General features: G+C 27.8%; 13 protein-coding genes. 10 read left to right on the forward strand and 3 right to left on the reverse strand.

Going from position 1 to position 16,625, the window contains the following annotated elements:
* Positions 1 to 185 precede the first annotated feature (185 nt).
* From ACH36K_RS07185 to ACH36K_RS07195, 3 genes are all read left to right on the forward strand, one after another.
* Entirely contained in the window at positions 186 to 806 is a 621-nt protein-coding gene (locus ACH36K_RS07185; protein WP_411170258.1) for a TraR/DksA C4-type zinc finger protein, read from the forward strand.
* A gap of 444 nt (positions 807 to 1,250) precedes the next feature.
* Entirely contained in the window at positions 1,251 to 2,186 is a 936-nt protein-coding gene (locus tag ACH36K_RS07190) for a DUF5692 family protein (protein WP_411170259.1), read from the forward strand.
* A gap of 366 nt (positions 2,187 to 2,552) precedes the next feature.
* The gene (locus tag ACH36K_RS07195; protein WP_411170668.1) at positions 2,553 to 3,323 is read left to right on the forward strand and encodes a GNAT family N-acetyltransferase; all 771 of its coding nucleotides are present in this window, start codon (positions 2,553 to 2,555) and stop codon (positions 3,321 to 3,323) included.
* Positions 3,324 to 3,547: 224 nt separating this feature from the next.
* On the opposite strand, the gene ACH36K_RS07200 is transcribed toward ACH36K_RS07195, so the two are convergent.
* Positions 3,548 to 4,150, reverse strand: coding sequence for a maltose acetyltransferase domain-containing protein (locus ACH36K_RS07200; protein ID WP_411170260.1), 603 nt, complete (start codon positions 4,148 to 4,150; stop codon positions 3,548 to 3,550).
* A gap of 261 nt (positions 4,151 to 4,411) precedes the next feature.
* Between ACH36K_RS07200 and ACH36K_RS07205 the strand changes: the two genes are divergently transcribed.
* Positions 4,412 to 5,401, forward strand: coding sequence for a hypothetical protein (locus tag ACH36K_RS07205; RefSeq protein WP_411170261.1), 990 nt, complete (start codon positions 4,412 to 4,414; stop codon positions 5,399 to 5,401).
* Positions 5,402 to 5,790: 389 nt separating this feature from the next.
* Here the strand turns inward: ACH36K_RS07205 and ACH36K_RS07210 are convergent, their stop codons facing one another.
* Positions 5,791 to 6,306, reverse strand: coding sequence for a DUF6241 domain-containing protein (locus ACH36K_RS07210; RefSeq protein ID WP_411170262.1), 516 nt, complete (start codon positions 6,304 to 6,306; stop codon positions 5,791 to 5,793).
* Positions 6,307 to 6,550: 244 nt separating this feature from the next.
* Between ACH36K_RS07210 and ACH36K_RS07215 the strand changes: the two genes are divergently transcribed.
* Entirely contained in the window at positions 6,551 to 6,766 is a 216-nt protein-coding gene (locus ACH36K_RS07215; RefSeq protein ID WP_411170263.1) for a hypothetical protein, read from the forward strand.
* Positions 6,767 to 6,864: 98 nt separating this feature from the next.
* On the opposite strand, the gene ACH36K_RS07220 is transcribed toward ACH36K_RS07215, so the two are convergent.
* On the reverse strand, positions 6,865 to 7,251 hold the full coding sequence (locus ACH36K_RS07220; RefSeq protein ID WP_411170264.1) for a hypothetical protein: 387 nt from the start codon (positions 7,249 to 7,251) through the stop codon (positions 6,865 to 6,867).
* Between the two features lie 151 nt (positions 7,252 to 7,402).
* Here ACH36K_RS07220 and ACH36K_RS07225 point away from each other — a divergent pair, with 151 nt between their 5' ends.
* From ACH36K_RS07225 to ACH36K_RS07245, 5 genes are all read left to right on the forward strand, one after another.
* A complete protein-coding gene (locus ACH36K_RS07225; RefSeq protein WP_411170265.1) occupies positions 7,403 to 8,695 on the forward strand; it encodes a DUF2812 domain-containing protein in 1,293 nt (430 codons plus the stop codon).
* Positions 8,696 to 8,724: 29 nt separating this feature from the next.
* The gene (locus ACH36K_RS07230) at positions 8,725 to 8,868 is read left to right on the forward strand and encodes a hypothetical protein (protein WP_411170266.1); all 144 of its coding nucleotides are present in this window, start codon (positions 8,725 to 8,727) and stop codon (positions 8,866 to 8,868) included.
* A gap of 20 nt (positions 8,869 to 8,888) precedes the next feature.
* Entirely contained in the window at positions 8,889 to 9,746 is an 858-nt protein-coding gene (locus tag ACH36K_RS07235) for an MBL fold metallo-hydrolase (protein ID WP_411170267.1), read from the forward strand.
* Positions 9,747 to 9,891: 145 nt separating this feature from the next.
* Complete coding sequence (locus tag ACH36K_RS07240; RefSeq protein ID WP_411170268.1) at positions 9,892 to 10,581, forward strand: TraX family protein; 690 nt, start codon at positions 9,892 to 9,894, stop codon at positions 10,579 to 10,581.
* A gap of 303 nt (positions 10,582 to 10,884) precedes the next feature.
* On the forward strand, positions 10,885 to 16,554 hold the full coding sequence (locus tag ACH36K_RS07245; RefSeq protein ID WP_411170269.1) for an endo-alpha-N-acetylgalactosaminidase family protein: 5,670 nt from the start codon (positions 10,885 to 10,887) through the stop codon (positions 16,552 to 16,554).
* The last annotated feature ends 71 nt before the right edge of the window (positions 16,555 to 16,625 follow it).

Genomic DNA, 16,625 nt, shown 5'->3' on the forward strand with positions numbered 1-16,625 from the left:
AATTTAATCTATAGAAATAATACAGTAGATAGTATTCCTAAAAAGGAATCTGTCTACTGTTTTGCTTTATTAAGAGATTTATATTGTTTTATGTTTTATTTTCAACCAATATTATAATTAGTGTACTAAAAAATCATCTTTTTGGGACAATATAATTAGGCATTACTTTTGAAAGGATGATTTAAATGAATAGAGAAGAATTAACATATTATAAAAATAAACTTAATCAAGAAAAAAAGAGAATTACTGATCTTATTGACCAATTAGATAATAATGGAATGACTAGATTTAATGCAGAGGTTTCAAGTGAGTTATCATTTTATGACAATCACCCAGCTGATATAGCTAGTGAAACCTTTGAAGTTGAGAAAGGTAGGGCTCTTGAAGCGAATGAAAGGGGATTACTAGATAAAATAGACGATGCATTAAGAACTATAGATGAAGGAAGCTATGGTAAGTGTAAAACATGTGGAAAAGATATTGATAAAGAGAGATTAGAGTTTTTACCTTATGCAGTAAATTGTATTGAATGTCAAGATGTTGTTAGTGCAGTAAAAACTTATAATTCTAATAAGAGAGTAGTTGAAGAAAGTGTAATTGGTACACCATTTGTGCATAGAGCTGGGCAACATGATAAAGATGAGGTCGGGTTTGATGAAGAGGATAGTTACCAAGCAGTAGGAAGATTTAATGAGATTAGGAATGTAGCAGAATATGATTATGATGAGGATAAGGATGATAATGATTATGTTGAGGAAATTGAAAAAATAAGCAATCAGCAATATAAGAATCAATTACCTGATTAAATTTTATTATAAATAGACATAAAGCCAATATTAAATAGCAGCTAATGATTATAAGAAAGTATAAGCACTTTAAAGTATGAGTGTATGATTACATATAGGATTCTAATTGGAACACTTTGTTTACATATGGTGAGGATGTAAGAAGTGTTCTATAGAATCAGAAAGAAATAGTCGTAGAAATAACATATTAAATAGAAATTTTAAAGCTACAAATAAACAATAATATTAGGTTACTTTAAATTTTATTTTTAAGTCATCGTTTACAACAATGGTATAAATATGTAGAAAATTGAAGTAAGTTAATAAAAATGAAAGTTAAACTAACTAGTCTAATTTATGGTAATTTGACATAAATTAACCAATGGGAATATACTTATTGAGGGAATAATTAGTAATGTCTATAGAATTATAACAAAATTTATTTATTAGGGGGAATTATATATTATGGGCATTTTATATGAATCAATTGGATTTAGCGGTTGGGCCATTTTTTTCTTTGTTTTATTTGCTTTAATGGCTTTCAATGAATTTGGTCGTTCAACAAAGTGGGGGGGTATAGCATTATTTGTAGTTACACCGATACTTCTAACAATATTTGTTTGGCCAACAACTGCAGCACCTGGGAATGAATATGGTACAGGAAATTGGTTTAACTGGGTAAAAACTTATTCAGCATTAGCAGGATGTGTTTGGTTTATGGCACTTCGCTATAGTTCCAAACTTTCTAAAAAGAAGTGGGCATTAGCTTTACCAGCAATTATACTAGCAGTTAATATTTTAGAAGCATCTATTCGTGATTTTCAATGTTTTTCATATGGAGCATGGAATGGTGAAACTATAAATAACCTTTGGGTAATGTCAGGACCTTGGAATATTATGAATGGTATAGCAGGGTTGCTTAATATTATAGCAATTTGTGGTTGGACAGGCATATTTATTTCTAAAAGTGAAACAAAAGATATGATTTGGCCTGACATGATTTGGCCTTGGATTATAGCTTACGATTTATGGAATTTTGCATATACTTACAACTGTATAGCAGACCATTCATTCTATTGTGGAGTAATATTATTACTTTCATGCACAATTCCAGCTTTCTTTATAAAAAGAGGAGCGTGGCTACAACATCGTGCGCACACACTAGGGTTATGGACTATGTTTATAATGACTGTACCGCAATTTGCTGATCGTATAGCACCAGTATCTACTACTCATAACTCAACAGCTTTCTTTGTTGTTAGTTTAATATCTTTACTATCTAATATTGCATTAGTAGTTTATCAATTTAGTAAAATACGTAAAAACAAATTCAATGCATTAAAAGATGAGATATATAAAGATACAAGAGCATATGGACAAGTATTTGAAGCTAATATATAAGAAATTTTAAGAAGATTATGAAAAATAGTACAAGAAGTTAAGAATCTTGTACTATTTTTATGCCTAAAAACTAAGAATTCAAAGGGGCTCACGAAACGTTAGCTCCTTTGTAAACTGTTGATTTTACTTGGTTTAAGAGATTTATTATATAAAAGATATCTCTATTTATTTAAATATGCAGAAAGCTATAATTTTTAAAAAATATTAATAAAAATTTATTACAAGAAATATAATTGAAAATTATCCTTAATAACTATTAGTAGTAGAATAAAAATATTCCTAATATACAAAATAATTGAATTATAGTGTTTCATTAACTTAGATGCTATAATGGGTAAAAGAATGATTAGTGAGGAATTGAAATTTATGAAGGAAGAGATTTTATTTAAGGTAAAAGAACAGTTAGCGAAAGATTATAATTGTAGCATTGAAGACTTTAATAATCAAAATAATTTAATTACAGATAAGAAGATAATAGATGGAAGTAGGAAATACAGTGATGAAGAAGGAATAGTAAAGATACTTGTATTTAATGGAAAGGTAGTAATATCTTCAGATAAATGCATTAAGGATTGGTGCATTGAAAAATTATCTAGATTTCCAGGAGAATGGATGTTTTTATACTCAGTTCTAAGAAGAATAGATGAAAAGTTAAATGAATTTGGTTATGAAATAGAAAATACACATCATTACTATTTACCAAAGGATGAATCTTTCATAGGTAATATAGATTTTAATTTAAAATGGTATGAAAAAGATGAAATATATCAATTTAAAGGTGATGATAGATTTGATGAAGCCTTTGCCTTTAATAGCAATTATCCAGATGTATTAGCAGTTGCTGCAGTAGATGATGAGGGCAAAATTTTAGGTATGGCTGGAGCTAGTGAAGATTCTAAAATTATGTGGCAAATTGGAGTTAATGTTTTACCAGAGGCAAAGGGAAGAGGAGTTGCTAGTACTATCGTACAAGCTTTGAAAAATGAAATATTAAGAAGAGGAAAGGTACCCTTTTATGGAACTGTTGAATCTCATATAATTTCACAAAAGGTTGCATTAAAATCAGGTTTTTATCCAGCTTTCGCAGAAGTGAAAATAAGAAAAGTAATGAAGGAAGATAAAAATGAAGGAAGATAAAAATGAAGGAAGATAAAAATGAAGGAAGATAAAAATGAAGTTTAATAGTTTAATACTTAATTATCTGTAATTAATATTGAAAAATCTAAAGACTTTTATATTAATATCTAAGGCTCTGTTAGATATTTTCGTTGATATGATAGTTGCGTAATCACATATGAGAAATTCTTAAATTAGTGATGAAGTAACTGTCATATCAACATTTTTCTCTAGCACAGCCTTATTTAAAAACTATCTATTTTTAAATCTTTATAATAATACTCTTTATCTCTATCGGTAATAGGTCTTAAAACTTTGCAGGGGTTTCCTACAGCCACTACATTTTCAGGAATATCCTTTGTAACAATGCTACCTGCTCCTATTACAGAATTTTTACCGATGGTTACTCCAGGTAAAATAACTACATTGCTTCCTATCCAAACATTGTCTTCAATTGTAACAGGAAAAGAAAATTGATCTCCATTTTTTCTTAAATCAGGATGTACAGGGTGACCAGTTACGGATATTGTAACATTTGGAGCAAACATAACATTATTGCCGATAAATATATCTATGTCATCAACTAACACAAGATTAAAATTAGCATAAAAGTTATCTCCAATATGTATACGACTACCGTAAGCAACATGTAGTGGAGGTTCAATAAATATATTTTTGCCAAGATGACCAAATAGTTTTTTTAGTATTTCACTTTTTTTTTCTTCCTCACTTGGACGAGTGTGATTAAAATCATAAACTAGTTCTTTTCCATGAAGGCGTTCTTCTGGTAAACCTTCACATAAATCTGTATAAATTTGACCATTTTGCATTCTTTCCCTTACTCCCATTTTAATACCTCTCTTATTATTAAAAATTTAATCTTATATATTGAATTTTAACACATGTAAATGATCATTGCTTATGAAATAACCATGTAACAGTTTATTTTCCCCATAATTAAGTGATTTTTCTAAAAAATGCTTGAATGGTTTTGGAATCTATTCACAAATAAGTATGATAGTAGTATGATTGAATCGTAAGTAGTAAGTAAAATTATATATAGTTGATTATATTAAGAAAAATAATTAGGATTAAAAGGGAGAATATTTATGAAAGAATTAAAATTAGCACAAAGTTTTTCTATTATTGCGTTAAATTCTCAAGATAGTCTTCATATGAATACAGTAAAGAAAATATCTCTTCACTGTATTGCAGCAGCAGTTATATTAGAGACTTATTTAGAGGGATATTTCACACAAGTAGAGGATAAGTTAGTTTTACAGAAATCTTTAATAGATGATCCTAATATAACTTTATATCAAGAAGCGATTTTTAAGCCTCTATTTAATAAAAAAGATAGTTTGGAAGGAAACTTAAATTGGTGGTTAACAAAGTCTTCTAACTTATCAAGCAGTTATTTAAAAAATCTTGAGCATACTATAGCAGATTCTTTAAAAGGGATTGATTTACTTGAAGAAATCCCCAATATTTTATGTTGTGACTTATTTTATGAAAGTGCGGGCGTTTCTATAAAAGAATATAGAAGTAATATGCAAAAATATACAAATGTTACAGAGACCATTTGTGCAGAATTTTTAGAAGAGGAGCCAGTAGCAGATGAAACTATTTTTATGTTGTGGCTTCTTCGTGAAAGTGCATGTTTACAAGATATATTTTCAAAGAGTGAGTTAGAAATAGTAGCTAAGAGAATAAATGAATTATCATTAACCACTCCTATAGCAAAAACGTTATATGATGTGCATATATACCATGGTATTGAAATGGCTGTAAAAGAATTTTTGAATATGAAGAAAAATGCTATAAAAACGCCTACTGGTACAGGGATAAATTTTATATTTCCAGTAATTGAGCGTTCACAATCAATTTTTATTGATACAGAGGAATGGTTTCCAAATTCTAAGCAAAGGTTAGATGCGGTAAAAGCACGATTAGAATCCAATGGTCATTCATATACTGTAATTCGTGAGGGAAAGGTTCCACTTATTAAAATTGATAATATTATATATGAAGCCATTCCAGAAGCTATTCAAGGAAGAGTAGCTATTCATGGGGTACGTCTTAGAAAGTATCCTATTTAAGGGAGTTGTATAAGCTAATGTCTAGACAACGTTCTATGGAAAAAATATTGGAATCTGAGTATGTGTCAATTGGCGAATTAGTGAGACGTACTAATTCTAGATATAGTACGCTTAAATTTTATACGGAAGAAGGGATGATACTCTTTGAGCAAGAAAATTTCCTCGAGAAAAGGCAGTTGAAAGAATAGAAGAAATTAAATTACTAAAAAGACAAGGAAAAAACATTACTGAAATTAAGAAGCTTCTTAATGATTAACGAAGTTTCTAATTTTATTAAATTATATGAGAAACAGGAATAAAAAATAGTACAAGAGGTTTTAAAAAATTTCTTGTACTATTTATGTTTTAATATAGAAATTCTTTTAAAAATCAAACTACTAAAATAACAATTATTCCTTTATAGAAACCGCCTTTCCAACAGTACCACCAAGCTTTTTCCAAAAGTAATTATGTTCCTCAACGGCTTGTGAGAAATCATTATTTTCCCATCTAGAAAGTACTTCTAACATGTAGTCTCTATCTTTATAATCAACTTTTTCAATAAGATTTTTTAGTGTAGAAATATCATTAGAATTCATTGGAAGACGACCCCAAATTTGATTATCTTCAGCAACAATTTTACTATTACTCATTCTATGAAGTATATCATAAATATTTTCAATAGAATAATAGGTATTTTCTTTAAGTTCATTAGAATTTTCTTCAGAAAGTTCTTTATCAAGCTTTTTTATTTCAGAAATATTTTCTTTAGCACTTAAATTGCCAGAGTTATGTTCTTTGTAGTAGAAGAATGAAAATACACTTGTAGCAATAAAAAGTAATACAATTAAAGTAATAATTAAAGGTTTATTTTTAAATAGCTTAGATATATTAAATCCCCCCTTAACACAATTAGTTAAAACCATTATAACCCATAAATTGTATAATTTGAATAAAATACTTATTGTTAAGGAACAAAATATAGAATTTATATAAAGACCATCTAATATATAGAATAAGAGATGAGAATAATTATGAGTAGTTTAAGCGAGGAGAATTTACAAAAAAATCTATCTGAGATAAGAGATTATTTTGATAATGATGAATTAATTGAAGGATATTTTGAGACATTAAATTACACTGCTGAAGAATAAAGAAGTTATAATTGAATTGAAAGTTAAAGGTATTGAGACAATACAATATAAACCTTTTTCAAATGAATATTTAAGCATAATTGAAAAAATAGATATAGTTAATATTTTTGAAGATAAAAAACCTAAAAATATGAAAAATAGCAAATCAGTGCTGCCATATGTTAAAGGAGGCGTATTGATATTTGTTATATTAATTATAGTATATATATTTATTTTAAAATTTTTAATATAGATAGATGAAGTATCATTTAAGGATAAGAGAACCCTATAAAATAGATTTACTTTTTAGTATCTATTTTATAGGGGATATTTTTGTGGAAAAATCTAAATTTATTTATTTTTATATATTAAATTAGCCATTTCTGAAGCTAAATTATTTTTTTCAGTATTATCTCTAATAAAAGCAATTTTTTTACCATTAAAAGTAGTTAAACAAATAAATTCTTCATTTCTTTCATTTTTTACATCAAAAGACTTTATATCATTTAAAGATATCTTTTCTGTATAAGCAGTTTCAGGTAAACCGCCCCAAGCAGCATAGTTTATAGCCTCTATATATAAGTTTTCGATAGTAAGAATTAGTTTGAAATCATTAGTAATTATTCCAACAGGCCCAAATAAATTAGAAATAAAATTTATAATTACAGAGTGATTTTTTATTTCTTTATGGGAATTTATAGAGCATAGAACAATTTCATTATTAAGTATCTTTGTCATAGAAGAACCTCCTAAATAATTTATTGCGTTTATTATTTGGTAAATTATAACATGCAATAAATGAAATTGCTAGAAAAATATTTCCAATTACTAGCAAAATGAATATCTATACTGTAAAATTAATATATATAACAAATTAGGGGAGAAATTTATGAGAATAGGAAATATAAAAATTTTAATAATAGATTTTGTGCCATATGAGTATAAAAAGCTACAGAGGTATCTTGAAGAAATGGCCTTAAAGGGATGGAAACTAGAAGGTGCTTTTGGAAAGTTTTTTAAGTTTAAAAGAATAGATCCAATGAAAATTAAATATTATGTAGATGTGGTTAATGGGATTACTTTTTTAGATGGAAAGAATAGTAACATTTCCTTAGAACATAGAAAAAAGTTTAATAATTATGGATGGAACTTTGTTTGTGAAATAGAAAAGGTACAAATATTTTGCAGTGAAGACCCTGAAATATCAGGAGAAATTTATGGAGGTACATTAGATAAGTTTATATATATAAATAAGGCTTCATTAAAGGAAATACTGCTTAGATTACTTACATTTATAATTTTAGGAATTAGTCAGTACAATACAATATTTAATGGAAATAGTTTAAACTTCTTAGCAAATAACACAACGATCTTATTAATATTTTTTATATATTTATGCTTAATAATAAATATTACTGATTTAATAAGACTTATTAGATTGTATATAAAAGGAGATATAACTAAAGAGAGTTATGAAAATGTTGAAGTAAAGTCATTAAAATGGATAAAATTTAAATCTTTAATAATGAATTTAGCAATAGTATTCTTCTTTATTATAATTAGCTTATTGATTGTAAAAAGAGAAATATTTTCATTAGGAATTATTTTTGTTATTAGTTCTATTTTTTTAGCTATATATATAATGATTAATTTAGCTGTTAAGTATACTAATAAAAATACGAAAAAAGTAAATATAATTATGTACTTTATTATTACTATAGTATCAATTTTATTTATAAATAAGTTTATTATTAATAGCTTATTTAATAGTAATAATGAAAAAAAAGATTTAAGTCAGTATGCATTAACTTTAAAGGATTTTAATGATGAAATAATAGATGAACAAAGTATATATATTGATGAAAATAAAAGTTTTTTAGCTCATACAATATTTTATAGTGCTAATGGGAAAAATAGAAAGCTATCTTATGAGCTATTTGAAAGTAATTATAATTGGGTTATAGAGTGGAATTTTAATAAAATGATGGATTGGTTTAAAGACTATAATATTTCATATAGTGAGATAAAAATTGACTTACCAGCAGATGTTAAAGTTTATAGAAATAATAAGAGTAATAATTATATCCTAGTTTCTGATAAAAAGATTATTGAAATTTTTGGAGATGATGAAAATATAAAATGTGATATGTTAAAGAAAACTTATGATAAAATTTTTAGATAGATTAACTGTAAGTTATAGGAGGAAAAGTTTTGGAAGATAATAATAAAAAGATTTGCCCAATTTGTGGTGAAGTTATGAAGGAATATGAATATGCTTATGATAATAATCAATATGGAAAGAAATATTATAAGTGCCCGGAATGCGGTCATAAAGAAAATACAATAAATAATTAATGTAGGAAGAGGCAACTAATATGTTTAATAAACTAACAAAAAGGGTTTACTATATGGATTGTGTACACGAGGGAGATAGGCCAGTTTTAGGAGTGGTTATAGGAGATAAATATTCTTTAATAATAGATGGTGGAAATTCAAAAGCACATGCAGAAGAATTTTTATCTTACATAAGAAAACTAAATATTACAGAGCTTAAGTATTTAGTTCTTACACATTGGCATTGGGATCATGTTTTTGGAATTGAAACTATGAATTTAATAAATGTATTTAATAATAAATCAAATGAGAAAATAGAATGGATGAGAAATTTAAGTTGGAGCGATGAAGCAATTAGAGAAAGAGTAAAAAATGGAGAAGAAATTGAATTTTGTGAAGAAAATATAAAAATTGAACATCCGAATAATGACAGAAAAATAAATATACCAAAAGCAGATATTCTATATGATAGAGAAATATTAATTGATTTAGGTAATGTTACTGTAAAAATAGAAAGGATAGACGCTGATCATTCAAATGATTGTTCCTTAGTAACTGTAGTTGAAGAAGGAGTTACTTTCATGGGAGATGCTATGTATCTAGATATGTATAATGGACTATATAGTTATACTAAAGAAAAACTTTATCCATTATTAGAAAGGTTAATTTTCTATAACTCAAATTTTTATATTCCAGCACATCATCCTAAATATACAAATTCTGAATTTATGGACTTTGTATATAGTATAAAGGAAATTGGAGATATAGTAGGTGATGAAACTAACTTAGAAAAAGCTAAAAAATTAGTTTTAAATAAGAGGGAAAAAGAACTTACAGAAGATGATATAGAAGATATTACTGCTTTTGTTCAAGGTAATAAAAAGAAATTTAATATTTAAATTAAGAAAGCAAAATGCCACTAATACAGAACTTAGTGGCATTTTACTTTCTTACAATAATGTAACCTTAATGAAAGGTAAAGCGATAGATGCAAATTAGAATAAAAGATAAAATTGTTTTATAAAGTTATGGAGGATAGAATTAATGAAAATACTTAATTCCTTTACATTAAAGGTTATAGCAATTATTACTATGTTAATGGATCATATATATACTTATTTAAATGGAATATATGATATACCAATTTGGTTTGGATATTTAGGAAAGCTTTCAGCACCTATATTCTTCTTCTTAATAGTAGAAGGATTTTTTTATACTAAAAGTAGAATGAAGTATCTTGGAAGATTGTTTTTATTTGGTTTAATTATGATTGGAATTGATAATATACTAGGAATAGATAATAATATATTTTTATCTTTAACATTATCTATTTTAATTTTATTAATATTGGAATATGGAAAAGCTGTAAATACAAAAAAAATATATATAACAACAATTATTATATTAATAGTTATAGGTATAGCATACATGTTTACAGAAGCTTCAATTTATGGATTTGGAATGACACTAATATTTTATTTCTTTAGAAATAAAAAAGGAATATTATCATTAGCGTATATGGGTTTCTCAATATTGCCAATAGTACCAATATTATTTGCACAAGGTGCATATGCGCAATTGATGATTTTTGATTATCAATGGATGATGATATTTTCACTACCATTAATATTATTATATAATGGTAAATTAGGATTAAAGAATAGCTTTACAAAGTGGATGTTTTACGTATTTTATCCAGCTCATTTAATAATAATTCAATTAATAAGATTATAGTAAAGATAAAGTAAGGGAGCTGTAATATATACAGCTCTCTTACTTTATTTTTTATTAATTAATATTAAAGAGTATAGAAAATAACCGTCTACTCATGCTTCTTATAAGTCTAACTATAAAAATTTACATGATTTAATTGCATTAAAAGTAGTAATTATGTTGTTTATTTCAAATTAAAACTATAAAAGATAGCAACATTATTACATTTTATACCAATTTTGTTGAATTAATCTTCTTAATAATAGATTAAAATATAAATATGGATGTAAATGTATACACTAATCAATATATGGAGGGGATATTATGAGAAGAAAATCACTTAATAAGAGTATTGCTTTTATAATAGCAGCTGCAGTTGCTATTGGACAAATTCCAGTTTCGGTTTTAGCTGAAAATCTAGATACTGTAAAAGTAGATAGCATTCAAAAGGTAAATGACTCCCTTGTGTACGATCAAGAATATAGTAACCATGATAGCAACTCTTGGACAAGACTTTTGGGAGATGGCTCTATTAAAGAAAATTTTGATTTTATGGATGAGGTAACAGGGGCAAAAGGAGCTTTAGAAATTAAAAGAGGTACTAGTAATAATAATTTAATTTTCATTGAAGATCAAAGCCCTGAATTAAAGGATTTTGAAGCAGAAATAAAATTTAAGTTAAATGCTGAAAATGGACAAGATCCAGGAAGATTTGGGCTTATATTTAGGGGGAAGGATGCAAGTACTTACGGATTTGTAGGTTATAATATTAAAACTGGATGGTTAATAGAAACGCCAACTGCATGGAAGGATGATATAGTAGGTCCCTCTATAAAAAGTGATGAATGGGTAACGATGAATGTAAAGCTAAAAAGAAACAACTTAACATTAACTGTAAATGGAGAAGAAATATTTAATGACATGATATCATTAGATAATTTTCCACAAGAGGCAGGTAAATTAGGATTTAGAACATGGTATGATAATAAAGATATAAAGGTTGACTATCTAAAAATTAAGGAACTTGATAGTGTAATTAAAGATGATATTGTAAGTGTACAGCCTATAGATATAGAAACATTAGTTAATTCAAAACCAGAGTTACCTTATAAAGTTAATGTAACATATGGTGATGGCAGCACTGGAGAAGAAGTTGTTATTTGGGATTATATTGATCCAAGTAAGTATTCAAGTGCTGGTAAATTTACTCTTGTAGGTACGATAAAGGGGACATCTGAAAAAGTAGCTAAGGCAGCTGCTAATATAGTTGTAAGAGAAAAGATATATTATGAATCAAATTTTGATTCTGCAGAAAGTAGTGGAAATTGGCAAGTTTTAAAGCCTAATGGACTATCAGTAAAATTAGAAAATGGAGCATTAAAAGTACCAATGAATGGAGTTTCTATAGCCTCTGATATGAAATCTCCAAATGTGAAGAATTTTACTTATGAAACAGATTTTGCTGTTAATAGTGATAGTGGAAGAATTGGATTAGGCTTTAGAATGCAAGATATAAATAATTGGGGAGCAGTGTGCTATGATTCTGGTTCTTGGGTATGGAAAGCTGCCAATAATGGAAAAGAAAGTTGGGGATCATTTCCGGGAACAATAAAAATTGAAGCAAATAAAAATTATAAGTTAAAGCTAAAGGTTGAGGATAATAATATAACATTATGGATAAATGATGAAATATTAGGTAGTGCAACAACAGGAAGTATTCCTAAAAATCCAGGTAAAGTTGGGTTAGTAGGTTGGTTTGCTAACAAAACAGTAACTTTAGATAACATAAAGGTTGAGGAAATTACTCCAGAAGTAGATGGAGAGTTACCAGAGGTTCAGGTAAAAAGTATAGAATCAGATAAAATAGTGGTTAATCTTGATAATACTTTTCCAAGAATAATAGATTATAAATGGAAAGATGATAATTCAACATTAATAGGACAAGAGGATAGATATAATAAAGTTGAAATAAACAATGAAAAATATTTTCCTAAGGTAGCTTGTGTTGTAGAAAATAACGTAGCTAATTATACTATGACAATTGAAGAAATAGGTGTTACTTTAACTGCGAGTATATCTGTTAATAATAATAAAGTAAGAATGGAAATAACTGATATAAAAGAAACTGGTGATTTTAAAGTAAAGAAAGTTTCTTTTCCTAACAATAGTTTTGCAACTGTTAAGAGTAACGAAGGTGGAGCTATAGCAGGAACCTTATCAACAGGAGCGTGGCATCAAATAACCGATGAAATAAGTACAGTTGAAGACTTAGAGCCATCAGTAAAAAATAAAACATATGCATTTATCAATGATGATAAATTTGCAATAACTATGAATAATAATGTAATAGAATATTCTAGCAGAATAATTTTAAACACTCAAAATAGAAATGGTTATAAAGTTACAGGAATGGGTACAGGTGCATGGACATATAGAGAGGTATTAGATTCAGCTACTGATTTATATAGTGCTGAAGATAAATTATGGACAGAAGTAATGATAACAAAGGATATGAATGCAGATAATAAAGTAGATTGGCAAGATGCAGCAATAGAATATAGAAATAATGTAAAGGCTCCCATGGGCGGAGAAGATATTAAAAATAACCTTTCATATATAGCTTTTAATATTGGATATACTCAAAGTCCATTTTTAAGAACCTTAGACACTGTAAAGAAGTTATACAATTATACTGATGGGTTTGGACAAATGGTACTTGAAAAAGGTTACCAAGGGGAAGGTCACGATGATGTTATTCCAGATTATGGTGGACACATAGGAATAAGACAAGGTGGTGTTAAAGATTTTAATACCTTAATAAATGAAGGTGCTAAATATAATGCTAAAATAGGAGTTCATGTAAATGCAACTGAATATCAACTAGATGCATTTAAGTATCCAGATGGAATTGTTAATGAAAAAGCACCTGGATGGGGATGGTTAGATCAAGCTTATTATGTTGATCAAAGAGCTGATGTTGTAAGTGGAGAGCTATTTAAAAGGTTAGATGAACTTAAGGCGGATGCACCAGATTTAGGATGGGTTTACGTTGATGTTTATACTGGAAATGGATGGAATGCTCATCAGCTTGGAGAAAAGCTTAATGATTTAGGATTCCCAGTAGCTACTGAATTTCATAGTCCTTTAGAAGAACATGTAATTTGGAATCACTGGGGTTCAGATCCAGCATATCCAAATAAAGGTGGAACAAGTGAAATATTAAGATTTATAAGAAATAGCACTAAGGATGGTTTCTTATCAAATCCTTTATTAAAGGGTAGTAAACATTTATTATCAAATGGATGGGGAAATAATCATTCAATAGAAGGTGTAAGTGGAGTAGAAAGGTTCTATAATCAAGTTCTGCCAACTAAGTATATGCAACACTTTGATATAATGAAAATGACTGAAGATGAAGTTGTTTTTAACGAAGGTTTAAGAGCAGTAAGAGAGGGAAGCAATATAAATTACTATAAGGATAGTAGATTAGTTGCAACTACTCCAGAAAATACAATTAATTCAATTGGAGAAGGAAAAACTACCTTATTTCTACCTTGGAATCCTGTTGAAGAAGATGAAAAGATTTATCACTGGAATCCAATTGGTACTTCATCAGAGTGGGAACTGCCTAATAGCTGGGGAAATTTAAAAACTGTGGAGCTTTATGAATTATCTGATTTAGGTAGAACAAAGGTTAAAACTGTAAATGTATCTAATGGAAAAGTAAATTTAAATGTTAAACAAAATACTCCTTATATAGTAACAAAGGGAGAAGTTAAAGAAGAGAGAATAGCTTCATGGGGAGAAGCTTCAAAAATAAATGATCCAGGATTTGATTCTCAAAGCTGGAAATATTGGAATAAAGAATCGAAAGATGGAGATACAAATCATATAACATTTATAAATGAAGATATTTCAACAAGAAAGGGAAATGATGTAGTTTCTATTGGAGCTAAGGACGGAAAAATAAGTCAAACTATAAATGGGTTAGAACCGGGAAAAACTTATTCTCTATCTACATGGGTAAAAAATGATGGAAATAGAGAAGTAACATTAGGAGCAGAATTAGGCAATGAAAATATTACCAATGTAATTAATAAAGGAGGACAAGCAAGACAAGGTGAAGGTGTTAAATGGATAAATGATACATTTGTTAGGATGGAAGTAGAATTTACAGTTCCAGAAGGAGTAGAAGAGGCTAGAATTTATTTAGAAGCAAAGTCAGGAGCAGCTGAAGTATTAGTAGATGATTTTAGAATCTGGGAACATCCTGGACATACTAATAAAGATGGATATGCTTTCTATGAAGATTTTGAAAATGTTGATGAAGGAATTACACCATTCTTCTTAGCTCCAGGTAGAGGAACTTCAAATAGAACACACTTAGCAGAAAAAGATTTGTATGAAAGACAAAAAATGAACTGGGTTCTTGATGGTAGATTCTCTTTAAAGAGTAACCAACAAGATGGTGAAATAGGAGAAATGATTGTAACTGATTCATCAACTTTAAAATTAAAACCTAACACAAAATATGAACTTGGATTTTTATATTCTCTTGCAGATGCTACACCTGGATATTCAATTAATGTTAAATCATTATCAAGTGGAACATTATTAAGTATTCCATTAGCTGCTACTGATGTTCAGTCTGGAAAATTCACTAATGCTAAGAAAAGAGCGAAAGTATTTACTACTGAAGCTAAAGATGATTATTATATTTCTTTAGATAAGGGAAAAGGATATAAAGAGATTATATTAGATAATGTTTATATTAAGGAAATTAAGGAAGAAGCAAATTCAACATTAAAATATGTAAACTTAAATACTAGCTTAAATACATTACCAGTTGGTTTAGCAGCAGACTTTAATGTAAAAGCTCTTATGAGTAATGGTAACAATGTTAATTTATCTGATGCTATAGTAGAATATATTACTTTAAATGATGATGTAATTTCTTCTGATGGGAATACTAATAGTAGCACTCCTGATAATAATAGTGAAGTATCTTATGCTAATACTATAGTAGAATATATTACTTCAAATGCTGATGTTATTTCTATTGAAAATGGTAAGATAAAAGGCTTAAAGGATGGTAAGACTAATTTAGCTGTAAAAGTAACAGTTGAGAGTGAAACAGTAACATCAAATACTGTGAATATAAAAGTTGGAAATGGAGGAGAAACTCCTGTAGTTGTAGATAAAGCAGAATTAAATGATTTAATAACTAAATCAGAATATTTAAAACAAGAAGATTATACAAAGGAAAGCTGGGGAAACTTTGCAAATGCATTAAAAGAAGCAAAAGCTATATTAATTAAAGAAGATGCAACACAAGAAGAAGTGAATAATGCTAAGATTTTATTAGAAGAAGCTAAAAATGCATTAAAAGAAGTAGATGATGAAAATCCAGTAGAAGTTGATAAGGCAGAGTTAAAGAAGGCAATAACATTAGCTGAGGCTTTAAAAGACGAAGATTATACAAAGGAAAGTTGGGAAAACTTTGCAAATGTATTAAAAAGAGCAAAGGCTATACTAATTAAAGAAGATGCAACACAAGAAGAGGTAAATAATGCTAAGACTTTATTAGAAGAATCTATAAAAGCATTAGAAGAAATAGATAATGGAAAACCAGTAGAAGTTGATAAGGCAGAATTAAAGAAATTAGTAACTGGAACTGAAGGTTTAAAGAAAGAAGATTACACAGAGGAAAGCTGGGAAAGCTTTGCAAATGTACTAAAAGAAGCAAAGGCTATATTATCTAAGGAAGATGCAACACAAGAAGAAGTTAATAATGCTATAGAAAATTTAAGAAAAGCAGTTAGTTCCTTAAAGCAAGTAGAAGATAACAACAATAATGGTAACAGTAATGATAATGATGATAACAATAATAATGGGTTACCAGCTACAGGAGGAACTCCGCCATTGGCAGTAGGATTACTTGGAACAATAACTTCTCTAGTAGGTGCATTCATGATGAAAAGGAAAAAAAGATAATAATAGAATAAATAAAATATTAAATTAAATAGACGTCTCAAAATGTAAGCATAAAATATTATATTTTGAGA

Source organism: Clostridium sp. MB05, from assembly GCF_046581255.1.
Lineage (GTDB): Bacteria > Bacillota > Clostridia > Clostridiales > Clostridiaceae > Clostridium.